29 protein-coding genes are annotated in these 22616 nt (G+C 69.2%); 28 read left to right on the top strand and 1 reads right to left on the bottom strand.

Translation table 11 applies throughout. The annotated features are described in order from the left end of the window. The first annotated feature begins 103 nt into the window (after nucleotides 1–103). Both tuf and ABD299_RS13150 read left to right on the top strand, forming a co-directional pair. On the top strand, nucleotides 104–1297 hold the full coding sequence (gene tuf / locus ABD299_RS13155; RefSeq protein WP_344261799.1) for an elongation factor Tu: 1194 nt from the start codon (nucleotides 104–106) through the stop codon (nucleotides 1295–1297). Between the two features lie 208 nt (nucleotides 1298–1505). Further along, nucleotides 1506–2765 carry an APC family permease gene (locus ABD299_RS13150; RefSeq protein ID WP_344261797.1) on the top strand — a complete coding sequence of 420 codons (1260 nt, stop codon included), beginning with the start codon at nucleotides 1506–1508 and terminating at the stop codon, nucleotides 2763–2765. On the opposite strand, the gene ABD299_RS13145 is transcribed toward ABD299_RS13150, so the two are convergent. Further along, the gene (locus ABD299_RS13145; RefSeq protein ID WP_344261795.1) at nucleotides 2762–3286 is read right to left on the bottom strand and encodes a GNAT family N-acetyltransferase; all 525 of its coding nucleotides are present in this window, start codon (nucleotides 3284–3286) and stop codon (nucleotides 2762–2764) included. The genes ABD299_RS13150 and ABD299_RS13145 overlap by 4 nt on opposite strands. A gap of 170 nt (nucleotides 3287–3456) precedes the next feature. Between ABD299_RS13145 and ABD299_RS13140 the strand changes: the two genes are divergently transcribed. The 26 genes from ABD299_RS13140 to rplE all read left to right on the top strand — a co-directional run bounded on the left by ABD299_RS13140 (nucleotide 3457) and on the right by rplE (nucleotide 22613). Further along, nucleotides 3457–3888: a VOC family protein gene (locus ABD299_RS13140; RefSeq protein WP_344261793.1), complete on the top strand. Its 432-nt coding sequence runs from the start codon at nucleotides 3457–3459 to the stop codon at nucleotides 3886–3888. A 354-nt stretch (nucleotides 3889–4242) separates the two neighbouring features. After that, nucleotides 4243–5127 (top strand): helix-turn-helix domain-containing protein, encoded by an 885-nt coding sequence (locus ABD299_RS13135; protein ID WP_425581324.1) that lies wholly within the window; start codon nucleotides 4243–4245, stop codon nucleotides 5125–5127. Then, nucleotides 5124–5327 carry a DUF397 domain-containing protein gene (locus tag ABD299_RS13130; RefSeq protein WP_344261791.1) on the top strand — a complete coding sequence of 68 codons (204 nt, stop codon included), beginning with the start codon at nucleotides 5124–5126 and terminating at the stop codon, nucleotides 5325–5327. The genes ABD299_RS13135 and ABD299_RS13130 overlap by 4 nt, the downstream gene beginning before the upstream one ends. Nucleotides 5328–5846: 519 nt before the next feature. After that, the gene (locus tag ABD299_RS13125) at nucleotides 5847–6215 is read left to right on the top strand and encodes a DUF485 domain-containing protein (protein ID WP_344261789.1); all 369 of its coding nucleotides are present in this window, start codon (nucleotides 5847–5849) and stop codon (nucleotides 6213–6215) included. Continuing rightward, nucleotides 6212–7909: a solute symporter family protein gene (locus ABD299_RS13120; RefSeq protein WP_344261787.1), complete on the top strand. Its 1698-nt coding sequence runs from the start codon at nucleotides 6212–6214 to the stop codon at nucleotides 7907–7909. The genes ABD299_RS13125 and ABD299_RS13120 overlap by 4 nt, the downstream gene beginning before the upstream one ends. Before the next feature lie 249 nt (nucleotides 7910–8158). After that, entirely contained in the window at nucleotides 8159–9142 is a 984-nt protein-coding gene (locus tag ABD299_RS13115) for a carbohydrate ABC transporter permease (RefSeq protein ID WP_344261785.1), read from the top strand. Further along, nucleotides 9139–9957, top strand: a complete 819-nt coding sequence (locus tag ABD299_RS13110) for a carbohydrate ABC transporter permease (protein ID WP_344261783.1) — start codon at nucleotides 9139–9141, stop codon at nucleotides 9955–9957. The genes ABD299_RS13115 and ABD299_RS13110 overlap by 4 nt, the downstream gene beginning before the upstream one ends. Nucleotides 9958–9980: 23 nt before the next feature. Continuing rightward, nucleotides 9981–11399, top strand: coding sequence for an ABC transporter substrate-binding protein (locus ABD299_RS13105; protein ID WP_344261781.1), 1419 nt, complete (start codon nucleotides 9981–9983; stop codon nucleotides 11397–11399). Nucleotides 11400–11665: 266 nt separating this feature from the next. Continuing rightward, nucleotides 11666–12718, top strand: a complete 1053-nt coding sequence (locus ABD299_RS13100; RefSeq protein WP_344261779.1) for a sensor histidine kinase — start codon at nucleotides 11666–11668, stop codon at nucleotides 12716–12718. Beyond that, nucleotides 12715–13476 carry a LytR/AlgR family response regulator transcription factor gene (locus ABD299_RS13095; RefSeq protein ID WP_344261777.1) on the top strand — a complete coding sequence of 254 codons (762 nt, stop codon included), beginning with the start codon at nucleotides 12715–12717 and terminating at the stop codon, nucleotides 13474–13476. Before ABD299_RS13100 ends, ABD299_RS13095 begins: the two co-directional genes overlap by 4 nt. Further along, nucleotides 13473–13901 (top strand): hypothetical protein, encoded by a 429-nt coding sequence (locus tag ABD299_RS13090; RefSeq protein WP_344261775.1) that lies wholly within the window; start codon nucleotides 13473–13475, stop codon nucleotides 13899–13901. The genes ABD299_RS13095 and ABD299_RS13090 overlap by 4 nt, the downstream gene beginning before the upstream one ends. Continuing rightward, nucleotides 13898–15556: a sodium/solute symporter gene (locus tag ABD299_RS13085; protein ID WP_344261773.1), complete on the top strand. Its 1659-nt coding sequence runs from the start codon at nucleotides 13898–13900 to the stop codon at nucleotides 15554–15556. Before ABD299_RS13090 ends, ABD299_RS13085 begins: the two co-directional genes overlap by 4 nt. A gap of 403 nt (nucleotides 15557–15959) precedes the next feature. Further along, the gene (rpsJ, locus tag ABD299_RS13080) at nucleotides 15960–16268 is read left to right on the top strand and encodes a 30S ribosomal protein S10 (RefSeq protein ID WP_016473429.1); all 309 of its coding nucleotides are present in this window, start codon (nucleotides 15960–15962) and stop codon (nucleotides 16266–16268) included. A 14-nt stretch (nucleotides 16269–16282) separates the two neighbouring features. Next, nucleotides 16283–16927, top strand: coding sequence for a 50S ribosomal protein L3 (gene rplC, locus ABD299_RS13075; protein ID WP_344261769.1), 645 nt, complete (start codon nucleotides 16283–16285; stop codon nucleotides 16925–16927). A 4-nt stretch (nucleotides 16928–16931) separates the two neighbouring features. Further along, on the top strand, nucleotides 16932–17597 hold the full coding sequence (gene rplD, locus ABD299_RS13070; RefSeq protein ID WP_344261767.1) for a 50S ribosomal protein L4: 666 nt from the start codon (nucleotides 16932–16934) through the stop codon (nucleotides 17595–17597). Beyond that, nucleotides 17597–17938 carry a 50S ribosomal protein L23 gene (gene rplW, locus ABD299_RS13065; RefSeq protein WP_344261765.1) on the top strand — a complete coding sequence of 114 codons (342 nt, stop codon included), beginning with the start codon at nucleotides 17597–17599 and terminating at the stop codon, nucleotides 17936–17938. The genes rplD and rplW overlap by 1 nt, the downstream gene beginning before the upstream one ends. A gap of 39 nt (nucleotides 17939–17977) precedes the next feature. Beyond that, entirely contained in the window at nucleotides 17978–18814 is an 837-nt protein-coding gene (rplB, locus tag ABD299_RS13060; RefSeq protein WP_344261763.1) for a 50S ribosomal protein L2, read from the top strand. Between the two features lie 12 nt (nucleotides 18815–18826). Continuing rightward, on the top strand, nucleotides 18827–19108 hold the full coding sequence (gene rpsS, locus ABD299_RS13055) for a 30S ribosomal protein S19 (RefSeq protein ID WP_344261761.1): 282 nt from the start codon (nucleotides 18827–18829) through the stop codon (nucleotides 19106–19108). 42 nt (nucleotides 19109–19150) lie between these two features. Continuing rightward, entirely contained in the window at nucleotides 19151–19498 is a 348-nt protein-coding gene (gene rplV / locus ABD299_RS13050) for a 50S ribosomal protein L22 (protein WP_344261923.1), read from the top strand. Beyond that, complete coding sequence (rpsC, locus tag ABD299_RS13045) at nucleotides 19498–20325, top strand: 30S ribosomal protein S3 (protein WP_344261759.1); 828 nt, start codon at nucleotides 19498–19500, stop codon at nucleotides 20323–20325. Before rplV ends, rpsC begins: the two co-directional genes overlap by 1 nt. Before the next feature lie 5 nt (nucleotides 20326–20330). Further along, complete coding sequence (gene rplP, locus ABD299_RS13040) at nucleotides 20331–20750, top strand: 50S ribosomal protein L16 (protein WP_031510592.1); 420 nt, start codon at nucleotides 20331–20333, stop codon at nucleotides 20748–20750. Beyond that, a complete protein-coding gene (gene rpmC, locus ABD299_RS13035) occupies nucleotides 20750–20974 on the top strand; it encodes a 50S ribosomal protein L29 (protein WP_344261756.1) in 225 nt (74 codons plus the stop codon). Before rplP ends, rpmC begins: the two co-directional genes overlap by 1 nt. Further along, nucleotides 20974–21255 (top strand): 30S ribosomal protein S17, encoded by a 282-nt coding sequence (gene rpsQ, locus ABD299_RS13030; RefSeq protein WP_344261754.1) that lies wholly within the window; start codon nucleotides 20974–20976, stop codon nucleotides 21253–21255. Before rpmC ends, rpsQ begins: the two co-directional genes overlap by 1 nt. 99 nt (nucleotides 21256–21354) lie before the next feature. Beyond that, entirely contained in the window at nucleotides 21355–21723 is a 369-nt protein-coding gene (gene rplN / locus ABD299_RS13025) for a 50S ribosomal protein L14 (protein WP_019433424.1), read from the top strand. Between the two features lie 3 nt (nucleotides 21724–21726). Beyond that, nucleotides 21727–22050: a 50S ribosomal protein L24 gene (gene rplX / locus ABD299_RS13020; protein ID WP_344261750.1), complete on the top strand. Its 324-nt coding sequence runs from the start codon at nucleotides 21727–21729 to the stop codon at nucleotides 22048–22050. Next, nucleotides 22050–22613 carry a 50S ribosomal protein L5 gene (gene rplE / locus ABD299_RS13015; protein ID WP_344261748.1) on the top strand — a complete coding sequence of 188 codons (564 nt, stop codon included), beginning with the start codon at nucleotides 22050–22052 and terminating at the stop codon, nucleotides 22611–22613. Before rplX ends, rplE begins: the two co-directional genes overlap by 1 nt. The last annotated feature ends 3 nt before the right edge of the window (nucleotides 22614–22616 follow it).

Below are 22616 nucleotides of genomic sequence, written 5' to 3'. Positions count from 1 at the left end.
TCAAGGGCGTCCCCCTCGGGGTCCTGGCCGGTTCGGACCGACCATGTGAACACCTTCCGCAAGACGCGGAGGGCGTACAGCACCAGTCCACAGGAGGACCCCAGTGGCGAAGGCGAAGTTCGAGCGGACTAAGCCGCACGTCAACATCGGCACCATCGGTCACATCGACCACGGTAAGACCACTCTTACCGCGGCGATCACCAAGGTGCTGCACGACGCGTACCCCGACCTGAACGAGGCCTCGGCCTTCGACCAGATCGACAAGGCTCCCGAAGAGCGTCAGCGCGGTATCACCATCTCCATCGCGCACGTCGAGTACCAGACGGAGAGCCGTCACTACGCCCACGTCGACTGCCCGGGTCACGCGGACTACATCAAGAACATGATCACCGGTGCCGCCCAGATGGACGGCGCGATCCTCGTGGTCGCCGCGACCGACGGTCCGATGCCGCAGACCAAGGAGCACGTGCTCCTGGCCCGCCAGGTCGGCGTGCCGTACATCGTCGTCGCCCTGAACAAGGCCGACATGGTGGACGACGAGGAGATCATGGAGCTCGTCGAGCTCGAGGTCCGTGAGCTCCTGTCCGAGTACGAGTTCCCCGGCGACGACGTGCCGGTCGTGAAGGTCTCCGCGCTGAAGGCGCTGGAGGGCGACGCGGAGTGGGGCAAGACCGTCCTCGACCTGATGAAGGCCGTCGACGAGTCCATCCCGCAGCCGGAGCGCGACGTCGAGAAGCCGTTCCTGATGCCCATCGAGGACGTCTTCACGATCACCGGTCGCGGCACGGTCGTCACCGGCCGTATCGAGCGCGGTGTCCTCAAGGTCAACGAGAACGTCGACATCATCGGTATCAAGGAGGAGAAGACCTCCACCACCGTTACCGGTATCGAGATGTTCCGCAAGCTGCTCGACGAGGGCCAGGCCGGTGAGAACGTCGGTCTGCTGCTCCGCGGCATCAAGCGCGAGGACGTCGAGCGCGGCCAGGTCATCATCAAGCCGGGCTCGGTCACCCCGCACACCGAGTTCGAGGCCCAGGCCTACATCCTGTCGAAGGACGAGGGTGGCCGCCACACCCCGTTCTTCAACAACTACCGCCCGCAGTTCTACTTCCGTACCACGGACGTGACCGGTGTGGTGAGCCTCCCCGAGGGCACCGAGATGGTCATGCCGGGCGACAACACCGAAATGAAGGTCGAGCTGATTCAGCCGGTCGCCATGGAGGAGGGCCTGAAGTTCGCCATCCGTGAGGGTGGCCGGACCGTGGGCGCCGGCCAGGTCACCAAGATCGTCAAGTGACCTGACGCTCCCCGGAGCACCTGTCGGCCCCGGCCGGCGAAAGGGCCCGTACGACCGCACCTCACCGCGCGGCCGTACGGGCCCTTCGGCATGCCCGCCCGGGGGAGGGGAGAGGCCGTGGCCTCCGGCCTCTCCGGTACCGTCGTCCGGGTGCCGGAAGCCCGGCAGGGCCGGGCCCCCCGCCGGAAGGGCTGTCAGGGAGAGTTCCATGAGCGAACCGCGACTGCGGCGCGGACTCGGTGTGCCGGACGCCGTGATGATCGGCCTGGGGGCGATGATCGGCGCGGGCATCTTCGCGTCCTTCGGCCCGGCGGCCGCGGCGGCCGGCTCGGGGCTGCTGATCGGGCTGGCGGTGGCGGCCGTGGTCGCCTACTGCAACGCGACCTCCTCCGCCAGGCTGGCCGCCCGTTACCCCGCCTCCGGCGGCACCTATGTGTACGGCCGTGAGCGGCTGGGGGAGTTCTGGGGCTACCTGGCCGGCTGGGCGTTCGTCGTGGGCAAGACGGCCTCCTGCGCGGCGATGGCGCTGACCGTCGGCGCGTACGCGTGGCCCGGCCATGAGCGGCCGCTGGCGGTGGCCGCGGTGGTCGCGCTCACCGCCGTCAACTACGCCGGGATCCAGAAGACCGCCTGGCTCACCCGCGCGATCGTCGCCACCGTGCTCGCGGTTCTCGGAGCCGTCGTGGTGGCCTCCCTGACCAGCGGTCAGGCAGACCTGGCGCACCTGCGGCCGGCCGGTGACGCGACGCCCTGGGGGGTGCTCCAGGCGGCGGGCCTGCTGTTCTTCGCCTTCGCCGGCTACGCGCGCATCGCCACCCTCGGCGAAGAGGTCCGCGACCCGGCCCGCACCATCCCGCGCGCCGTTCCCCTGGCGCTGGGCATCACCCTGGCCGTGTACGCGGCGGTGGCCGTGGCCGTTCTCGCCGTCCTGGGCCCCGTCCGGCTCGCGGAGGCCACCGCACCGCTGGCCGACGCCGTCCGGGCGGCGGGGGCACCTGCCCTGGTCCCGGTGGTCGGCGTGGGAGCGGCCGTCGCCGCGCTCGGCGCGCTCCTGGCGCTGATCCTGGGAGTCTCCCGCACCACACTGGCCATGGCCCGCGACCGTCACCTCCCGCAGGCCCTGGCCGCCGTGCACCCCCGCTTCCACGTGCCGCACCGGGCCGAACTGGCCGTCGGAGCGGCGGTGGTGCTGCTCGCCGCCACCGCGGACCTGCGCGGCGCGATCGGCTTCTCGTCCTTCGGCGTGCTCGTCTATTACGCCATCGCCAATGCCTCCGCCTGGACGCTGACACCCGGTGAGGGCAGGCCGCCGCGCGTGGTCCCCGCCGTCGGCCTGGCCGGCTGCCTGATCCTGGCGTTCGCCCTGCCGCCGGCCTCGGTGCTCTCCGGCGCGGCCGTCCTGGCCGCCGGCGCCGCCTTCTACGGCCTCCGCCGCGCCCTGGGGAACCGGCGGAGCGGCGCGTCCTAGCGAAGCTCGCCGGCCAGCAGACCCATGGTGAACTGGTCGTACCACTGGCCGTCGCGCCGGAACACCTGGCGCAGCCGCCCCTCCTCCACGAAGCCGATCTTCCGGTACACATGGTGGGCCGCGTGGTTCTCGGTGACGACGGTCAGCGAGATCTTGTGGAGCTGCATCTTGTCGAAGCCGTAGCGGCACATGGTCCGCATCGCGTCGGTGGCGTGGCCCTGTCCCCAGTACTTCTTTTCGCCGAGGTAGATGTCGAGTTCGGCGCACCCGGTCTCCGGTTCCGCGTCCCGCAGCCGGACCAGCCCTATGAGCCGGCGGTCGGCGAGTACCTCAATGCCGAGGATGACATCGGCGTAGGAGTTCGCCGTCCGCTCCCGCACACGCTTCTCGACGTGAGCCAGTGACTGGGGGTATCCGTCACTCATCCACCGCATGACCTCCGGGTCGTGGTTCCACCGCCACAGCGCTTCGGCCTCCGACGGTTCCATCGGCCGCAGCTTCACCAGGTCCCCGGTCACCACAATGGCCTGCCCTTCATGTTCCCCGACGTCAGTTCCGTGGGCGAGTAGGCCATTCGAGCACGCGGTGGTCCCTGTCTCAACCGCATTTTCCGGGCCTCCGCGCCGGCTGAGCCGCGGGGCGGGTTCGGCAACCGGGGTGCGGCGTCCGCACGCGTCCCTATGATGATCGGATGGCATCGATCAAGGAAATCCAGGTCACCTTCGACTGCGCCGACCCGAAGCGCGTCGGTCTCTTCTGGTGCGAGGCGTTGGGGTACGACGCGGTGCTGCCCGGAGGATTCGCCACCTGGGACGACTGCGAGCGTTCCCTGCCGCCCGAGAGCCGAGGTTCGTGGTTCGCCTGCGCCGACCCCTCGGGCGCGGGCCCGCGACTGTATTTCCAGCGCGTTCCGGAAGAGAAGATCACCAAGAACCGGGTTCATGTTGACGTGCGGGTCGGCAAGGGGCTCGTGGGCGAAGAGCGTCTCGCCGTGCTCGAGGCCGAGTGCGCACGGCTGGTGGCGCTCGGCGCGAAACGCGTGCGACTCCTGCCGGCCGATGAGGAGAACGAGTCGTGCCTCGTGATGCAGGACGTCGAGGGCAACGAGTTCTGTCTCGACTGACCAGCCGCGAGGCACCGGCGAATGGAGCCGGGCGTCGCCCATACAGCTGTTCCGGGGACCGCCATGGAGCCGGCCAAGTCGTTCACTCTTGACACCTCATGGTTGCTCGTCAGCTCAAGTGCGTCACGCCTGAGCTCTCGTCGCGCGACCGCGCCGCTCTTCGCTCGAGCAGCTGACCGGGGCAATCGGGTGAACACATTCGAATCCGGTCACCAGAGGCGACAAAGGACTTCTACGTTTGTGCGGTGAAGTCGCACAGGTCGCTTGTGTGCGGATGTGGCCGGGTTCTGTCCCAGGCGCGGCCGTGACTCGCCGCAGGTGGGGCGGTTGGGGACGGTAGAGGAGGTGGCGCGCATGGGCGCGACCAGCGGAGGTAAAGGGCGACCGGTATTCACCACTGATGGGGCGGACAAGGCCCGGTGGGACGGTGACCTGGACAACGATTCCAGTGCAGTGATGAGGGCGGTGGGCCGTCAGATCAAGGTCTGGCGGGAAGAGGCGGGGCTTACGCAGACAGAACTGGGCTCGGGCATTGGTTACGGGGTGGACATGGTCTCCGCCGTCGAGCGGGGCTATCGACTGCCGAAACCTGAGTTCCTGGACAAGGCGGATCACGTCCTCGGCGCGCGAGGCAAGATCGCGGCGATGACTCGTGACGTGGTGGAGGCCCGGTACCCGAAAAAGGTGCGACATCTGGCCAAGCTGGAGAGGGAAGCTGTCGAGCTCGGCGCCTACGGCAACCACAACCTGCACGGTCTGTTGCAGACGGAGGAGTACACGCGGGCGCTGTTCGGCATGCGGCGCCCCGCGTACAGCGAGGACGAGATCGAACAGCAGGTCGCTGCGCGGATGGGCAGGCAGGAGATCTTCACGCGCCAGCCCGCTCCGCTGCTCACATTTGTCCAGGAAGAGGTGACGCTTCGCCGCCCTCTCGGGGGCAGAATGGTACTGCGACGTCAGCTTGAACACCTGCTGGAAGTCGGGCACTTGCGACACGTCGAGATCCAGGTGATGCCGACGAGCCGTGAGGACCACGCCGGCATGGGTGGTCAGCTGCAACTGCTGAAACTCCAGGACGGTACCGGAGTAGGCCACTGGGAGGGGCAGCTCTGCAGCCTCCTGCTGTCCGACCCCAAGGAGGTACTGATCCTGGAGATGCGGTACGGGATTCTCCGGTCGCGGGCTCTCACCCCACGGGAGTCGCTGGCCTTCATCGAAAAACTGTTGGGAGAGACGTGACCCTCAAGACCTCTGCTGGAGACGGCTCCACGCCGGAGTGGTTCAAGAGCAGTTACAGCAGCAATGATGGCCCTGAGTGTGTCGAGGTGGCTGCTGTGCCCGGGGTGGTGCGTGTGCGTGATTCCAAGGACGCGCACGGTCCGCAGCTCGCGTTCGGGGTGGACGCGTGGTCGGACTTCCTGGCGCGTGCGACGCGCTGACGCGTTCCGGGGTGCCCTGTGTCCGGTCCGGCCGGGCGCGGGGCGCTTCTGTGTGAGGAGGAGGGCCGGGGGAGGGGTGGCAGGCGCGGCGGGCCGTCGGGGCCGCCGCGGGGCAGTGGGGTGGGCGTGATGGAGGTGTGCGGGGGCGCTGTCGTGTTGCGGTCCGGTTTCGGTCGTGACACGGGGGTGCCATGCCGCAGGTGGCGGACCGTTTCGGAGGCGCTGAGCGGCTGCTCAGGGCCTCTTGATGGCCGATACACGAGGGTCGGGCCGTGGCGGTCCGGTGGCCGTTCGGCGCAGATTTCGACCGTTCGTCGCGGGCCGGGCGTCCGTTCGGCGCGGGAATCCCGCGTTCGCCGAACGTTGTCCCCCGAGAGCTGCACGGGTGGTGTGACGCTCCTTACGTTCCCTCAACACCGCTGTTCATCCGCGTGAAACACCATCTGTGCCAGCAGCCCCGCCTTTCGGAGGTTCCGGAAGCGGGCCCGGCACCCGCAAGAAATCCGACAGGAGCCGGCAATGACGACGACGCGTTCCCTCTCCGAAGCACCCGACCCACCGCGCAGCGATCTGGACAACCGCTCGGTGGCCATGCATCACGACCCCCGCTTCGTGGAGCTGCGCGCCCGACTGGTGCGCTTCGTGGTCCCCATGAGCATCGGGTTCTTCGCCTGGTACCTGCTCTACGTGCTGATGTCCGCCTACGCCCGCCCGGTACTGGCCACCACCGTGGTCGGCAACCTCAATGTGGCCCTCGTCTTCGGGGTGCTGCAGTTCGTGACCACCTTCGGGATCGCCATCTGGTACTCCCGTTACGCCAACCGCCGCCTCGACCCGCTCGCCGATGAGCTGCGGGAAGAGCTGCACAACGGGGGTTCCCAGCGATGATGACTCTCGCCCAGACCGGAACCGACGGCCGGCTCATCACCGTCACCCTCTTCATCGTCATGATCGCGATCACCCTGGGCGTCACCGTCTGGGCCAGCCGCCAGGTCAAGTCCGCCGAGGACTTCCACTCCGGCGGCCGTGGCTTCTCCGGGATGCAGAACGGGTTCGCGATCGGCAGCGACTACATGTCGGCCGCCTCCTTCCTCGGCATCGCCGGCATGATCTCGCTCTTCGGCTACGACGGCTTCCTGTACTCGATCGGCTTCCTGGTGGCCTGGCTGGTGGCTCTGCTGCTGGTCGCCGAGCTGCTGCGGAACTCCGGCCGGTTCACCATGGCCGACGTGCTGTCCTACCGGATGCGTCAGCGCCCGGTGCGGACCGCCGCCTCCGTCTCCACTCTTACTGTCTCGATCTTCTACCTGCTGGCCCAGATGGTCGGTGCCGGTGCCCTGATCGCCCTGCTGCTGGGCATCAAGCCGGGTGAGACCTACCTCGGGATGAGCGCCGAGGCCGCGAAGATCGTCGGCATCATCGTGGTCGGCATCCTGATGATCGTCTACGTGACCTTCGGTGGCATGAAGGGCACCACCTGGGTCCAGATCATCAAGGCCGTCATGCTGATGGGTGGCGCGGCGCTGCTCACGATCATGGTGCTCGCCGTCTACGGCTTCAACTTCGGCCAGCTCATGAGTGACGCGGCGGACGCCAGCGGCGTCGGAAGCGCCTTCCTCGAACCAGGACAGCGCTACGGCGTGGACGTCGCCGGGGATGCCTGGCAGACCATGATCAACAAGCTGGACCTGATCAGCCTCGGTCTCGCCCTGGTGCTCGGTACCGCGGGCCTGCCGCACATCCTGATCCGCTTCTACACCGTGCCGGACTCCAAGGCCGCCCGTAAGTCGGTCAACTGGGGCATCGGCCTCATCGGCACCTTCTACCTGATGACCCTGGTCCTGGGCTTCGGTGCCGCCGCCATGGTCGGCCGGGACGCCATCGTCGCGCAGAACCCGGCGGGCAACACGGCCGCTCCGCAGCTCGCCGAGACCGTCGGTGTGCACTTCGGCGGCGACATGCTGGGCGCGATCATGCTCGCTCTGATCGCCGCGGTCGCCTTCGCCGCGATCCTGTCCACCGTGGCGGGCCTGACCATCGCCTCCTCGTCCTCGCTGGCGCACGACTTCTACAACAACGTGCTCCGCAAGGGCCGGGCCACCGAGCGGGAGGAGATCCGGGTCGCCCGGTTCGCCGCCTTCGGTGTCGGTGTGGCCGCGATCATCCTGGCGATCTTCGCCCAGTCCCTGAACGTGGCCTTCCTGGTGGCCCTCGCCTTCGCCATCGCCGCCTCCGCCAACCTGCCCACCATCCTGCTGAGCCTCTTCTGGAAGCGGTTCAACACCACGGGTGCGCTGGCCGGTATCTACGGCGGTCTGATCTCCGCGGTCGGCCTGGTGTTCTTCTCGCCGGTGGTCTCCGGCAAGGTGGACGCCGAGGGCAACAGCCTGTCGCTGTTCCCCGCCGGTGTGGACTTCGCCTGGTTCCCGCTGCACAACCCGGGCCTGGTGTCCATCCCGCTCGGCCTGCTGTGCGCGGTCATCGGCACCCTGGTGTCGAAGGAATCCGACCCGGAGCGGTTCGCCGTCCTCCAGGTCCGTGCCCTGACCGGCGCCGGCGCTGAGGGCGCGTCCAACCACTGACGCGTCACTCCCCCCAAGACGCCCCCGCGTCCGCACCGACGAGGGGCGAGGACCGGTATCCCGGCNGCCACCCCGGCCGTTCCATGTCCGGCGCCGTCCGGGGAGGACCCGGGGCGTCGGGGATGTGGCCGTGGTGTGTCCTGGCTGTGCCAGAGGTCCGCCCTCTGTCACCGGAAGAAGTACTTCCCTTACCAGGGCGTTCTCCTGCGGGAGTTGGTAACTTCACCTTCCGTGCCCAAGCTGCAACGCGTGTCAACTTCCACAGCGTCCGGCGCCCGGACAGCCGCGCCGGACAGCGCGGCGCCGGGTGCGGACCGGCCCGACCGGCCGCCGCCCCGCCCGCCCCTGCGGCCGCCCGCGCACCGCGGCGAAACGTTTCTCGCCTGGGTGTTCCTGGCGCCCTCCGTCGTCGTCTTCGCGCTGTTCCTGCTCTACCCTCTGGGCCGGACGGTCCATCTGTCGCTGCACGGCAACGACATCATCGGCCGGCCGTCCCGGTTCGTGGGGCTGAGCCACTTCGAGGAGATGTTCTCCGCCGAGTTCGGCTCGGTGCTGCTGACCACCGCCCTGTTCACCCTCGGAGTGGTGATCCCCGGGGTGGTGGGGGCGCTGGCGGTGGTGCTGCTGCTGGAGTCCAAGATCCGGGCCCAGCGCTTCTTCCGCACCGCCTTCGCCCTGCCGTTCGCCTTCTCCGTGGCCAGCGCATCCGTGATCTTCGCGGTGTTCTACAACCCGGCCAGCGGCGTGCTGAACGGCATCCTCCACCAGCTCGGCCTCGGTCCGGTGCAGTGGCTCACCTCGCAGGAGACCGCGCTGCTGTCGATCTGCCTGACGACGGTGTGGATGAACCTCGGTTACGGCGTGCTGGTGCTGGCCGCCGGCGTCGGCTCGATCCCCCGTGAGGTGAACGAGGCGGCGCTGCTGGACGGGGCGACCGGCCCCCGCCGCGCCTGGCACATCACCGTGCCCCTGCTCGGCCCGCAGCTGTTCTTCCTGATCGTCATCTCCACGATCAACGCGCTGCAGGGCTTCGGGCAGATCCACATCCTCACCCAGGGCGGTCCGGTCGGCTCCACCACCACCCTCGTCTACTCCATCTATCAGCACGCCTTCGCCTACGGCACCAGCGACTTCGGCCGGGCCAGCGCCCAGGCCCTGGTCCTGCTGCTGATGGTGCTGCTCTGCACCGCCATCCAGTTCGGCGTGATCGAGCGGAAGGTGCACTACTCATGAGAGCGGTCATCGGCCGGGTGAGCGTCTACGGGGTGCTGCTGATCGCGCTGGTCCCGGTACTCTTCCCCGTCTACTACGTCTTCGCCGGCACCTTCATGGCACCCCGCGAACTGGCCACCTTCCCGCCGCAGCTGGTGCCCACGAGCCTCGGCCTGGACAGCGTCCGCAAGGTCTTCGACGCGGTCCCGCTGATGCGGATGTACGGCAACTCGGTGGTCATGGCCGGCGTCATCACGCTGGCCCAGCTCCTCACCTCGGCGCTGGCCGCCTACGCCTTCGTCTTCCTGCGGTTCCGGTTCAGCGCGGTCGTCTTCGCGCTGTTCCTGTCCACCCTGATGGTGCCGGCCGAGGCCATCTTCATCCCCAACTACCTCACCATCTCCGGCTGGGGACTGCACAACAGCTACCTTGGCCTGGTCCTGCCGTTCTTCGCCTACGCCTTCGGCACCTTCCTGCTGCGGCAGAGCTTCAAGCAGTTCCCCACCGAACTGCGCGACGCCGCCCGGGTGGACGGCATGGGACACCTGCGCTTCATGTGGACCGTCCTGCTGCCGCTGAACAAACCGGCGCTCAGCGCGGTCGGCGTCTACGTCTTCATCAGCTCCTGGAACATGTACTTCTGGCCGCTGATCATGACCCGGACCACCGAGATGCAGACCCTTCAGATCGGCCTCAACAGCCTCAAGAACGCCGAGTCCGCCAACCCCGGACTCTGGCTCGCCGGCGCCGCCCTGTCGGTGCTCCCCACGCTCGCGCTCGTGATCTTCGGGCAGCGATTCATCGTCCGCGGCCTCACCGCGGGCGCGGTCAAGTGACAACCAAGGATGGCGGACACAACATGCGGACACCCAGCAGACCACGCGCGCGCCGTACGGCCCTGGTGGCCGGCATATCGGCACTCGCCCTGGCCCTCGCCGCCTGCGGCGACGGCGGAGGCGGGGGAGGCGGTGGCGGAGGGGGCGACCTCACCGCCCCCGGACCGGAGGTGCTCGACGACCTCGACGCGCCCGTCCAGGTCGAGTTCTGGCACAGCATGGACAGCACCAACGGCCAGGTCCTGAACTCCCTGATCGCCGGCTTCAACGCGGAGAACGAGGGCCGCATCGAGGTCAGCGGCTCCTTCCAGGGGGACTACGACACCACTCTCGCCCAGCACCGCGCGGCCATTCAGCAGGGCGACACCGCGAACCTGATCATGATCTACGACCTGGGCACCCAGTTCATGATCGACTCCGCGCAGACCGTCCCCGCCCAGTCCTTCGTCGACCTCGACGACTACGACCTCGACCCGCTCGAGGACGCCCTGCTCAACTACTTCACCGTCGACGGCGACCTGCGGTCCTTCCCGTTCAACAACTCCACCCCCCTGATGTACATCAACCGGGACGCCTTCGAGGAGGCCGGGCTCGACCCCGACCAGCCGCCCCGGGACCTCGCCGAGATCCGCGAGTACGCCGAGGCGCTCACCGTCCGCGGCGCGGACGGCAAGGTGGAGCAGTACGGCTTCGGCGCCGCCGTCTACGGCTGGTTCGTCGAGCAGTTCATGGCCCGCGCCGCCGCCCCGTACTGCGACGCCGGCAACGGCCGCGAGGGCCGGGCCACCGAGGTCCTCTTCGACGACCCGAAGATCGTGGAGATGGTCGAGTGGTGGCAGCAGATGATCGACGACGGCCTCGCCGTCCAGATCGGCCGCAGCACCGACGACGCCCAGGCCGCCTTCACCTCCGGCCGCGCCGCCATGACCCTGGAGTCCACCGGCAGCCTCGGCGGCTTCCTGGAGCAGTCCGACTTCGAGGTCGGCGCCGGCTACTTCCCGCTCATCGACGCCGACGACCCCGGTGGCTCGATCATCGGCGGCGCCTCGCTGTGGATCAACGGTGAGGGCCACAGCGAGCAGGAGATCCGGGCCTCCTGGGAGTTCGTCCAGTACCTGCTCACCCCCGAGTCCCAGTCCCGGTGGCACGCCGGCACCGGTTACCTGTCGGTCAACACCGACGGCTACGACGGCCCGGAGGCCAAGGAGCGCGCCGAGCAGTACCCGCAGTTCTCCGTCGCCGCCGGCCAGCTCGCCGACTCCGAGACCAACATCAACACGGCCGGCTGCATGATGGGCGTCATGGCCGAGGCCCGCGTCGCCGCCGAGGAGGGATGGGAGAACGCCCTGACCTCCGACACGCCGGCCCAGGAGGCGATGACCTCCGCCGCCGAATCCGTCAAGCGCACCATCGGGGAGTACAACGACTCCGTCGGTGACTGAACCGGACGGGGCGTCCCGCGCCGCACCGGCACGGACCCGCAGGAACACGACCCCGCCCCCGGCGCGCACCCCGCGCGCACGGGGGCGGGGTGGTGTCCGGTGCCACCGGACGAGGTGATCCAGGGCTCGTCCCGGGCGGCTTCGCACCCGGCGTGCCGCCCCCGCGGCCGTCCGCCGCGGACCCCGCCCGCCATCGGGGCGTTCGTCATCTCATTGAGGCTTTCAAAGCCTACAGAGCGTGCCATCGGTGAGTTACGGTTCGGCTCATGCTGGAGCGCCTCCGCCGCCGTGAGCCCCCCGCCGGGGACATCACAGCGGTGCTCACGGCTGTCCACGACATCGACACCGCCCTGCACGACGGCCTGCACGGCAAGGGCGGACCGTCCGCCGTGCGCCGCCTGCGCCGGCTGCTGCGCGCCGAGTCCGTCGTCCTGGCCGATCTCGACGGGCCGCTCGCCTTCGCCGGCCCCCGGCCCGACCCCCACGACCTGGCCGCGATACTCGCCCAGGCCTACGAGCACGGCACCGCGGCCCACCGGGCCGGCTGGACGGCCGCCCCGCTCATCGTCGCCGGCGAACTCACCGGCTCCCTCATCGCCCGCGGCGCCCGCGAGAGTGAACTGAACGCCACCGCCCAACTGGTCGCCCTCACTCTCGACCACGCCGCCCTGCGCCGCGCCCGCAGCCGGATCTCCCAGGCCGACCTGCGGACCCTGCGCGCCCAGATCTCCCCCCACTTCCTGCACAACGCCCTGGCCGTGATCAACGCCCTGATCCGCACCGACCCCGACCGGGCCCGCACCCTGCTCACCGACTTCGCCGACTACCTGCGCTACAGCTTTTCCACCCAGGGCGACTACGCCACCGTCGCCGCCGAACTCCAGGCCACCCAGACCTACCTGGAGCTCCAGCGTGCCCGGTTCGACGACCGGATGGACCTCACCGTCCGGATGGCCCCGGAGATCCTGCCCGTCGCGATCCCCTTCCTGGTCGTCCAGCCGATCGTGGAGAACGCGGTGCGGCACGGCCTGGAACCGAAGCCGGGACCGGGCAGCATCAGCGTCTCCGGCTACGGCGAGGGGCCGCTGTGCGTCATCGAGGTGGAGGACGACGGCGTGGGCATGGACCCGGAGTTCGCCCAGGCAGTGCTCGCCGGCACCGGGCCCCCCGCCAAGCGGGTCGGTCTGGCCAACGTCGACCAGCGGCTGCGCACCGTCTACGGGCCGGAGTACGGGCTGGTGATCGAGACCGCGCCGGGCAGCGGGACCAAGGTCGTCATCCGGGTACCCCGGTACATGCGAGGAGTAGTGGCCCAGTGAGGAGCAGCACCGAACTCAAGGCTCTCGTCGTGGAGGACGAGACCCTCACCCGCGAGGAACTGGCCGACCTGCTCGAACGGATGCCCGAGATCGGTTCCGTCGCCGAGGCCGACAGCGGCGAGGCCGCGGTGCGGATGCTGGGCACCGAGACCTTCGACGTGGTGTTCCTCGACATCTCCATGCCCGGGCTGGACGGCATGGAGGTCGCCCGGGTTCTGGGCATGCTCTCCGAACCGCCGGCCATCGTCTTCGTCACCGCCTCCGAGACCCACGCCGTGGAGGCGTTCGGCATCGGCGCCGCCGACTACCTCCTCAAGCCGGTCCGCCCCGAGCGGCTGGCCGACTCCGTCGCCCGGGTCCGCGCCGCGCGCCGCCCCGCCGACCGGGACCGCACCGCCCCGGCCCCCGACGAACTGTCCGTGGTGCAGATCGAGACCGGCAGGCACACCGTCTTCGTGCACCGCGACGACATCCAGTACGCCGAGGCGCACGGCGACTACGTGCGGCTGCACACCGCCGAGGAGTCCCACCTCATCCGGCTCTCGCTGTCCTACCTGGAGGAGGTCTGGGCCCCGGCCGGGTTCGTCCGCGCCCACCGCGGCTACCTGGTGTCCGTCCGCTGGGTCCGCGACCTGCGGGTCACCGGCTCCTCCGGCCTGCTGGCCTGCACCCCGGCCGGCGACGTTCCGGTCAGCCGGCGGCACGCCCGCGCGCTGAAGGAGCGGCTGCTGGAAGCCGTCCGGGACGAGCAGAGATGACCGCACCCCGACCGCCCCGCCGGGTGCGCGTCACCAGTCCGCAGACCCGCATCGCGCTCTCCCGCAGGCACCGCCCGGCCCAGCACCTGCTGCCGCTGCCCGACCCGCAGTCCGGCGACGAGCACGCCACCGCCGCGGCCCGCACCCTGTTCGCCCGGCAGCGCCGGCTGGCGCTGCGCACTCTGGCCCTGCTCGGGATGCTGCTGTTCGGCCTCAGCGGGCTGCTGGGCCTGTGGCCCGAACTGGACGGGCTGTCGGTGGCGGGCATCCCGGTGCCCTGGCTGCTGCTGGCCGCCTCCAGCTACCCGCTGCTGCTGCTCATCGCCGTGCTGCACGTGCGCGCCGCCGAACGCCTGGAGGACGCCCAGCAGCCCGGCATCGCGGCGCCGGGCGGACCGGAGCGGCCCGCGGAGCCCTCGCCGTGACCGGTCTGCTGGCCATCGGGCTGCTGCTGGCCGCGAGCATGGTCATCGGCGTGTACGGGGTGCGCGCCGCCCGCTCCACCCCGGACTTCCTGATCGCCTCGCACAAGGTGGCGCCCGGCTGGAACGCCATGGCCATCGCGGGCGAGTACGTCTCGGCGGCCTCGGTGCTGGGACTGGCCGGGCTGATGCTGAAGAACGGCATCGGCACGCTGTGGTACGCCGTCGGCTTCACCGCGGGTTACGTCGCGGTGGCCGCGCTGGTCGCCGGCCCGATGCGCCGCTCGGGCGCGTACACGGTGCCGGACTTCGCCGACTACCGGCTCGGCTCCCGGACGCTGCGCAAGCTGTGCGCGGTGATCGTGCTGGTCATCATGTGGCTGTACCTGGTACCGCAGTTCAAGGGCGCGGGAGTGGTCCTGCAACTGGTCAGCGGCACCCCGTACTGGGTGGGTGTGGTGCTCGCCGGGCTGGTGGTCAGCGTGTCGATCGCGGCCGGCGGAATGCGGTCGGCCACCTATGTCCAGGGCTTCCACTACCTGGTGAAGCTGCTGTTCATCGCGGTGCCGGCGATCGTGCTGCTGGTGCACGCCGGGGACACCAACCGCACCGAGGCTCTGCGCCCGGACTCCGCCGCCGTGTTCGCGCAGACCACGCATGTCGACTTCACGGTGCCGGCCCGCTTCGAGGTGACCGAGCCGGTCACCGTGACCGACGGGCGGGGCCGTGAGCGGGAGCTGGAGACCGGGTATCACAGTGCGTCGCCCGGTGAGCGGATGACGTTCCCGGCGGGGGCGGCGGTGCCGCGTCCGGACGGCCTGCCGGAGCTGGGCGGCACCGAGTGGAGCCGCCCGCTGCTGGATCTGGACGGTTCGGGTCAGCCGCTGCTGGCGACCTGGTCGGTGCTGCTGGCCACCACGCTCGGCGCGGTGGGGCTGCCGCACGTCATCATGCGCTTCCACTCCAGCTCGACGGCCCGGGTGGCCCGCCGGGTGGCGGTCGGGGTGATCGTGCTGCTGGGGGTCTTCTATCTCTTCCCGGCGGTCTACGGTCTGCTGGGCCGGGTGTACAGCCCCGAGCTGGTGCTGACCGGGGCGACCGACACGGTGACGGTGGAGCTGCCCACCCAGGTGATGGGCGGCACATGGGGTGCGCTGCTGACCGCGGTGGTGGCGGCCGGGGCGTTCGCCGCCTTCCTGTCGACGTCCTCCGGTCTGCTGCTGGCGCTGGCCGGCGGGCTCAGCCACGACCTGTCCCGGTCCAGCGTGCCGCGGCTGCGGCTGGCGGTGGCGGCCGGTGCCCTGGTGGCGGTGGCGCTGTCGCTGCCCGCCGCCCGGGTGGACATCAACGTGCTGGTGGGCTGGGCGTTCGCGGTCGCGGCGTCGACGTTCTGCCCGCTGCTGGTGCTGGGGATCTGGTGGCGCCGGCTGACGGTGACCGGTGCGGCGGCCGGGCTGGCGGCCGGGGTGTGCGCGGCCACCGGGGCGGCGCTGGCCTCGGTGGCGACCGGCCCGCACCCGGGGTGGCTGACGGTGCTGCTGGCGCAGCCCGCGGCGTGGACGGTGCCGCTGGCGTTCGCCGTCATGGTGGGCGTCTCGCTGCTGGGGAAGCCGCCGGAGTGGGCCGAGCGGGCGGTCCTCAGGCTTCACGCTCCGTGAGCCGCGCGTGAGTTCGCGGGATGTTCGCATGATGATCGTCACACCCTGAAGGCCGATTGGCGGCCGCTGTGTCCGGTATGGCACACTGTTCAGGTTGCTCGGTTGAGTGCCGATGCTGCGCGCCTCCCGCCGGGAGGACCGGAAGCGAGTCCCAGCGTATTCGTCGTTCCATATATGCCCTGGTCAACGGGGCAGGGGCGGAAGTACAGGGATCTTCCGGGAAGCGTCAGCGGGGTATCAGCCAGGCACCCGGTGGAAGCTTCCCCAACCCCCACTCAGAGGAAACCTCTGCGGTCGAATATGGGCGGGAGTGCGACACGCCCGACCGCGTGGGTCGGGGGTGGAGCGGAAGCGGCCGCAGGGTTCCGGAGCGTCCACGAAGAGACAGGACTACGAAGTAGCCATGGCGGGACAGAAGATCCGCATCCGGCTCAAGGCCTACGACCACGAGGTCATCGACAACTCGGCGAAGAAGATCGTCGAGACGGTGACCCGTACTGGTGCGTCGGTCGCGGGCCCGGTGCCGCTGCCCACAGAGAAGAACGTGTACTGCGTCATCAAGTCGCCGCACAAGTACAAGGACTCGCGCGAGCACTTCGAGATGCGCACCCACAAGCGCCTGATCGACATCCTCGACCCGACGCCCAAGACCGTTGACTCGCTGATGCGCCTGGACCTTCCGGCCGGCGTCGACATCGAGATCAAGCTCTGAGAGGTCCGGGAGAGATGAGCAAGAAGATCAAGGGCGTCCTGGGCGAGAAGCTCGGCATGACCCAGGTCTGGGACGACAACAACCGCGTTGTGCCGGTGACCGTCGTCAAGGCCGGGCCCTGCGTCGTGACCCAGGTGCGCCGCAACGACAAGGACGGCTACGAGGCCGTCCAGATCGCCTTCGGCGAGATCGACCCGCGCAAGGTGAACAAGCCCCTCAAGGGCCACTTCGCCAAGGCCGACGTCACCCCGCGCCGCCACCTGGTGGAGCTGCGGACCGCGGACGCCGCCGAGTACACCGTCGGCCAGGAAGTCACCGCCGAGGTGTTCGAGTCCGGTGTCAAGGTCGACGTGACCGGCACCAGCAAGGGCAAGGGCACCGCCGGTGTCATGAAGCGCCACGGCTTCGCGGGCCTGGGCTCCTCCCACGGCACCCAGCGCAAGCACCGCTCGCCCGGTTCCATCGGCGGCTGCGCCACCCCGGGCCGGGTCTTCAAGGGCCTGCGCATGGCCGGCCGCATGGGCAACGAGCGGGTCACCACCCAGAACCTGACCGTCCACGCCGTTGACGCGGAGAAGGGTCTGCTGCTCATCAAGGGCGCGGTCCCCGGTCCGAACGGCGGCCTCGTCCTGGTCCGCACCGCGGCCAAGGGGGCTTGAGGTAATGAGCACCATTGACATCCTTTCGCCGGCCGGCGAGAAGACCGGGACCGTCGATCTCCCCGCGGAGATCTTCGACGCGCAGGTCAGCGTTCCGCTGATCCACCAGGTCGTCGTCGCCCAGCTGGCCGCTGCCCGCCAGGGCACGCACAAGACCAAGACCCGTGGCGAGGTCCGCGGCGGCGGCAAGAAGCCGTACCGCCAGAAGGGCACCGGCCGCGCCCGTCAGGGCTCGACCCGCGCCCCGCAGTTCGCCGGCGGTGGCGTCGTGCACGGGCCCGTCCCGCGCGACTACTCGCAGCGGACCCCGAAGAAGATGAAGGCCGCCGCGCTGCGCGGTGCCCTCTCGGACCGGGCCCGCCACAGCCGCGTCCACGTCGTCACCGGCGTGGTGGACGGCGAGGTCTCCACCAAGGCCGCCAAGACCCTGTTCGGCCGGATCAGCGAGCGCAAGAACGTGCTGCTGGTCGCCGAGCGGTCCGACGAGGCCGCGTGGCTGTCCGCCCGCAACCTGCCCCAGGTGCACATCCTGGAGCCGGGCCAGCTGAACACCTACGACGTGCTCGTCTCCGACGACGTGGTCTTCACCAAGGCCGCCTTCGAGCGCTTCGTGGCCGGCCCCGCTGCCGGTGTCGAGCTGGAGAAGACGCCCGAGGGGAGCGACGCCTGATGAGTGAGGCAACCGCAGCCGGACCCGCCGAGGTCACCAGCAAGGAGTTCAACGACCCCCGCGATCTGCTGATCAAGCCGGTGGTGTCGGAGAAGAGCTACGCGCTGCTGGACGAGAACAAGTACACGTTCATCGTCGACCCGCGCGCCAACAAGACCCAGATCAAGCAGGCCGTCGAGGCGGTCTTCACGGTCAAGGTCATCGGGGTCAACACGATCAACCGGCAGGGCAAGCGCAAGCGCACCCGCACCGGTTACGGCAAGCGTGCCAACACCAAGCGCGCGATCGTGACCCTTGCCGAAGGCGAAAGCATCGACATCTTCGGCGGCCCGGTCTCCTGACGGAGTCCGAGTCGTCCGATATCGGACGAGGACTGAGAAATGGGAATCCGCAAGCACAAGCCGACGACTCCGGGCCGTCGTGGCTCCAGCGTCGCCGACTTCGTCGAGATCACGCGGTCCACGCCGGAGAAGTCGCTGGTCCGTCCCCTGCACAGCAAGGGCGGCCGTAACAACACCGGTCGTGTGACCGTCCGTCACCAGGGCGGTGGCCACAAGCGTGCCTACCGCCTGATCGACTTCCGCCGTCACGACAAGGACGGCGTGCCGGCCAAGGTCGCGCACATCGAGTACGACCCCAACCGCACCGCGCGCATCGCGCTGCTGCACTACGCCGACGGCGAGAAGCGCTACATCATCGCGCCGGCCAAGCTGCAGCAGGGCGACCGGATCGAGAACGGCCCCGGGGCCGACATCAAGCCGGGCAACAATCTGCCGCTGCGCAACATCCCGGTGGGTACCGTGATCCACGCGATCGAGCTGCGGCCCGGCGGCGGCGCGAAGTTCGCCCGCTCCGCGGGTGCCTCCGTGCAGCTCCTGGCGAAGGAGGGCTCGATGGCCCACCTGCGCATGCCCTCCGGTGAGATCCGCCTGGTCGACGTCCGCTGCCGCGCCACCGTCGGCGAGGTCGGCAACGCCGAGCAGTCGAACATCAACTGGGGCAAGGCCGGCCGGATGCGCTGGAAGGGCGTGCGGCCGAGCGTGCGAGGCGTGGTCATGAACCCCGTCGACCACCCGCACGGTGGTGGCGAGGGCCGGACCTCCGGTGGACGTCACCCCGTCTCGCCCTGGGGCAAGAAGGAAGGACGTACCCGCTCGCCGAAGAAGGCCAGCAACAAGTACATCGTCCGCCGCCGCAAGACGAACAAGAAGCGCTAGGAGCGGGTTCAGATGCCGCGCAGTCTCAAGAAGGGGCCCTTCGTCGACGACCACCTCATCAAGAAGGTGGACGCCCAGAACGAAGCCGGCACCAAGAACGTCATCAAGACCTGGTCCCGCCGCTCGATGATCGTCCCGGCCATGCTCGGCCACACGATCGCGGTGCACGACGGCCGCAAGCACGTCCCGGTGTTCGTCACCGAGTCGATGGTCGGCCACAAGCTCGGCGAGTTCGCGCCGACCCGCACTTTCCGCGGCCACGTCAAGGACGACCGCAAGTCGCGGCGTCGCTGACCAGCGGGTGTGAAGACGATGACTGACACCGAAGGGACAACCATGGAAGCCAGGGCCCGCGCGCGGTTCATCCGCGTCACGCCCATGAAGGCCCGCCGGGTGGTGGACCTCATCCGTGGCATGAACGCCACGGAGGCTCAGGCGGTCCTGCGTTTCGCCCCGCAGGCCGCGAGCGTGCCGGTGGGCAAGGTGCTCGACAGCGCCATTGCCAACGCCGCGCACAACTACGACCACACCGACGTCGACAACCTGTACGTCTCCGAGGCGTACGTCGACGAGGGCCCGACGCTCAAGCGGTTCCGGCCGCGCGCCCAGGGGCGCGCCTACCGGATCCGGAAGCGGACCAGCCACATCACCGTGGTCGTCAGCAGCAAGGAAGGAACCCGGTAATGGGCCAGAAGGTAAACCCGCACGGGTTCCGGCTCGGCATCACCACCGACTTCAAGTCCCGGTGGTACGCCGACAAGCTGTACAAGGACTACGTCAAGGAAGACGTCGCCATCCGCCGCATGCTCACCCAGGGCATGGAGCGCGCCGGCATCTCCAAGGTGGAGATCGAGCGCACCCGTGACCGGGTCCGCGTCGACGTCCACACCGCCCGGCCGGGCATCGTCATCGGCCGCCGCGGCGCGGAGGCCGACCGGCTCCGGGGCAACCTGGAGAAGCTCACCGGCAAGCAGATCCAGTTCAACATCCTCGAGGTCAAGAACCCCGAGCTGGACGCCCAGCTGGTGGCCCAGGCGGTCGCCGAGCAGCTGTCCTCCCGCGTCTCCTTCCGTCGTGCGATGCGCAAGTCGATGCAGTCCACGATGAAGGCCGGCGCCAAGGGCATCAAGATCCAGTGCGGTGGCCGGCTCGGCGGCGCGGAGATGTCCCGCTCCGAGTTCTACCGCGAGGGCCGGGTGCCCCTGCACACGCTGCGCGCCAACGTGGACTACGGCTTCTTCGAGGCCCGCACCACCTTCGGCCGCATCGGTGTGAAGGTCTGGATCTACAAGGGCGACGTCAAGAACATCGCCGAGGTCCGCGCCGAGAACGCCGCCGCCCGTGCGGGCAACCGCCCGTCCCGCGGTGGCAGCGACCGCCCGGCCCGTGGTGGCCGTGGCGAGCGCGGCGGCCGCGGCCGCAAGCCGCAGCAGCAGGGTGGCGAGGCCCCCAAGGCCGAGGCTCCCGCCGCTGCCGCCCCGGCTGCCGACTCCGCCGGTAAGGAGGCCTGACCGTCATGCTGATCCCCCGCAGGGTCAAGCACCGCAAGCAGCACCACCCCAAGCGCAAGGGCATGGCCAAGGGTGGCACCGAGGTCGCGTTCGGCGAGTACGGCATCCAGGCCGTGACCGGCGCGTACGTCACCAACCGGCAGATCGAGGCCGCTCGTATCTCGATGACCCGGCACATCAAGCGTGGCGGCAAGGTGTGGATCAACATCTACCCCGACCGCCCGCTGACGAAGAAGCCCGCCGAGACCCGCATGGGTTCCGGTAAGGGTTCGCCGGAGTGGTGGGTCGCGAACGTCAAGCCGGGACGGGTGATGTTCGAGCTGTCCTACCCGAACGAGAAGATTGCTCGTGAGGCGCTCACGCGCGCTGCTCACAAGCTTCCGATGAAGTGCCGGATCGTGCGGCGCGAGGCAGGTGAGTCGTGATGGCGGCCGGTACCAAGGCGAACGAGCTGCGGGAGCTGAACAACGAGGAACTCGTGGTCAAGCTCCGCGAGGCCAAGGAGGAGCTCTTCCGGCTCCGTTTCCAGGGGGCGACCGGGCAGCTGGAGAACAACAGCCGGCTGAAGACCGTCCGTAAGGACATCGCCCGGATCTACACCCTGATGCGGGAGCGCGAGCTCGGCATCGAGACGGTGGAGAGCGCCTGATGAGCGAGAAGAATGTGACTGAGACGAACGAGCGCGGATCCCGCAAGACCCGTGAGGGTCTGGTCGTCAGCGACAAGATGGACAAGACCGTTGTCGTCGCCGTCGAGGACCGGGTCAAGCACGCCCTGTACGGCAAGATCATCCGTCGTACCAACAAGCTCAAGGCGCACGACGAGCAGAACGCCGCCGGGGTCGGCGACCGGGTTCTCCTCATGGAGACCCGGCCGCTGTCCGCGACCAAGCGCTGGCGCATCGTCGAGATCCTCGAGAAGGCCAAGTAATCCCTGGGGCCACGGCCTCAGGACCCAGTTCCGCCAGGCTCGGCAGGGCGCCCTTCGCGGGGCCCCTGCCGGGAACCGGCAGACGATCAGGAGATAGACGTGATCCAGCAGGAGTCGCGACTGCGTGTCGCCGACAACACGGGTGCGAAGGAGATCCTTTGCATCCGCGTTCTCGGCGGCTCCGGTCGCCGCTACGCGGGTATCGGTGACGTCATCGTCGCCACCGTCAAGGACGCGATCCCCGGTGGCAACGTGAAGAAGGGCGACGTCGTCAAGGCCGTCATCGTGCGTGCCGTGAAGGAGCGCCGTCGCCCGGACGGCTCGTACATCCGCTTCGACGAGAACGCCGCCGTCATTCTGAAGAACGACGGCGACCCCCGCGGCACCCGTATCTTCGGCCCCGTGGGCCGTGAGCTGCGTGAGAAGAAGTTCATGAAGATCATCTCTCTCGCGCCGGAGGTGCTCTGACCGATGAAGATCAAGAAGGGCGACCTGGTTCAGGTCATCACCGGCAAGGACAAGGGCAAGCAGGGCAAGGTCATCGTGGCCTACCCCCGCGAGGACCGCGTCCTGGTCGAGGGTGTCAACCGGGTCAAGAAGCACACCAAGGCCGGCCAGACCGCCCGCGGTTCGAAGACCGGTGGCATCGTGACGACCGAGGCCCCGGTCCACGTGAGCAATGTCGCGCTCGTCGTGGAGAAGGACGGCAAGAAGGTCACCACCCGCGTCGGCTACCGCTTCGACGACGAGGGCAACAAGATCCGCGTTGCCAAGCGGACGGGTGAGGACATCTGATGACTTCCGCAACCAGGACGCAGCCGCGTCTCAAGACGCGCTACCGCGAGGAGATCGCCGGCAAGCTGCGTGACGAGTTCCAGTACGAGAACGTCATGCAGACCCCCGGTCTCACCAAGATCGTGGTCAACATGGGTGTGGGCGACGCCGCCCGCGACTCCAAGCTGATCGAGGGCGCCGTGCGCGACCTCGCCACGATCACCGGCCAGAAGCCGGCCGTGACCAAGGCCCGCAAGTCCATCGCGCAGTTCAAGCTGCGCGAGGGGCAGCCCATCGGTGCCCACGTGACCCTGCGTGGCGACCGCATGTGGGAGTTCCTGGACCGCCTGCTGTCGCTCGCGCTGCCGCGCATCCGCGACTTCCGCGGTCTGTCGCCGAAGCAGTTCGACGGCCGGGGCAACTACACGTTCGGTCTCACCGAGCAGGTCATGTTCCACGAGATCGATCAGGACAAGATCGACCGGGTCCGGGGCATGGACATCACCGTGGTCACCACGGCGACCAACGACGCCGAGGGCCGCGCCCTGCTGCGTCACCTCGGATTCCCGTTCAAGGAGGCGTGAGCC

The sequence above is a fragment of the Streptomyces sodiiphilus genome (assembly GCF_039529215.1).
GTDB classification, from domain to species: domain Bacteria; phylum Actinomycetota; class Actinomycetes; order Streptomycetales; family Streptomycetaceae; genus Streptomyces; species Streptomyces sodiiphilus.
The sequence above is the reverse complement of the archived record's forward strand: the minus strand, read 5'-3'. Positions and strand labels throughout refer to the sequence as shown.

Excerpts from the sequence above, each read along its gene's own strand:
- ABD299_RS13150 (WP_344261797.1), top strand. The coding sequence starts at position 1,506 with ATGAGCGAACCGCGACTGCGGCGCGGACTCGGTGTGCCGGACGCCGTG.
- ABD299_RS13140 (WP_344261793.1), top strand. The coding sequence starts at position 3,457 with ATGGCATCGATCAAGGAAATCCAGGTCACCTTCGACTGCGCCGACCCG.
- ABD299_RS13135 (WP_425581324.1), top strand. The coding sequence starts at position 4,243 with ATGGGCGCGACCAGCGGAGGTAAAGGGCGACCGGTATTCACCACTGAT.
- ABD299_RS13125 (WP_344261789.1), top strand. The coding sequence starts at position 5,847 with ATGACGACGACGCGTTCCCTCTCCGAAGCACCCGACCCACCGCGCAGC.
- ABD299_RS13120 (WP_344261787.1), top strand. The coding sequence starts at position 6,212 with ATGATGACTCTCGCCCAGACCGGAACCGACGGCCGGCTCATCACCGTC.
- ABD299_RS13110 (WP_344261783.1), top strand. The coding sequence starts at position 9,139 with ATGAGAGCGGTCATCGGCCGGGTGAGCGTCTACGGGGTGCTGCTGATC.
- ABD299_RS13105 (WP_344261781.1), top strand. The coding sequence starts at position 9,981 with ATGCGGACACCCAGCAGACCACGCGCGCGCCGTACGGCCCTGGTGGCC.
- ABD299_RS13100 (WP_344261779.1), top strand. The coding sequence starts at position 11,666 with ATGCTGGAGCGCCTCCGCCGCCGTGAGCCCCCCGCCGGGGACATCACA.
- ABD299_RS13090 (WP_344261775.1), top strand. The coding sequence starts at position 13,473 with ATGACCGCACCCCGACCGCCCCGCCGGGTGCGCGTCACCAGTCCGCAG.
- rpsJ (WP_016473429.1), top strand. The coding sequence starts at position 15,960 with ATGGCGGGACAGAAGATCCGCATCCGGCTCAAGGCCTACGACCACGAG.
- rplC (WP_344261769.1), top strand. The coding sequence starts at position 16,283 with ATGAGCAAGAAGATCAAGGGCGTCCTGGGCGAGAAGCTCGGCATGACC.
- rplD (WP_344261767.1), top strand. The coding sequence starts at position 16,932 with ATGAGCACCATTGACATCCTTTCGCCGGCCGGCGAGAAGACCGGGACC.
- rplW (WP_344261765.1), top strand. The coding sequence starts at position 17,597 with ATGAGTGAGGCAACCGCAGCCGGACCCGCCGAGGTCACCAGCAAGGAG.
- rplB (WP_344261763.1), top strand. The coding sequence starts at position 17,978 with ATGGGAATCCGCAAGCACAAGCCGACGACTCCGGGCCGTCGTGGCTCC.
- rpsS (WP_344261761.1), top strand. The coding sequence starts at position 18,827 with ATGCCGCGCAGTCTCAAGAAGGGGCCCTTCGTCGACGACCACCTCATC.
- rplV (WP_344261923.1), top strand. The coding sequence starts at position 19,151 with ATGGAAGCCAGGGCCCGCGCGCGGTTCATCCGCGTCACGCCCATGAAG.
- rpsC (WP_344261759.1), top strand. The coding sequence starts at position 19,498 with ATGGGCCAGAAGGTAAACCCGCACGGGTTCCGGCTCGGCATCACCACC.
- rplP (WP_031510592.1), top strand. The coding sequence starts at position 20,331 with ATGCTGATCCCCCGCAGGGTCAAGCACCGCAAGCAGCACCACCCCAAG.
- rpmC (WP_344261756.1), top strand. The coding sequence starts at position 20,750 with ATGGCGGCCGGTACCAAGGCGAACGAGCTGCGGGAGCTGAACAACGAG.
- rpsQ (WP_344261754.1), top strand. The coding sequence starts at position 20,974 with ATGAGCGAGAAGAATGTGACTGAGACGAACGAGCGCGGATCCCGCAAG.
- rplX (WP_344261750.1), top strand. The coding sequence starts at position 21,727 with ATGAAGATCAAGAAGGGCGACCTGGTTCAGGTCATCACCGGCAAGGAC.
- rplE (WP_344261748.1), top strand. The coding sequence starts at position 22,050 with ATGACTTCCGCAACCAGGACGCAGCCGCGTCTCAAGACGCGCTACCGC.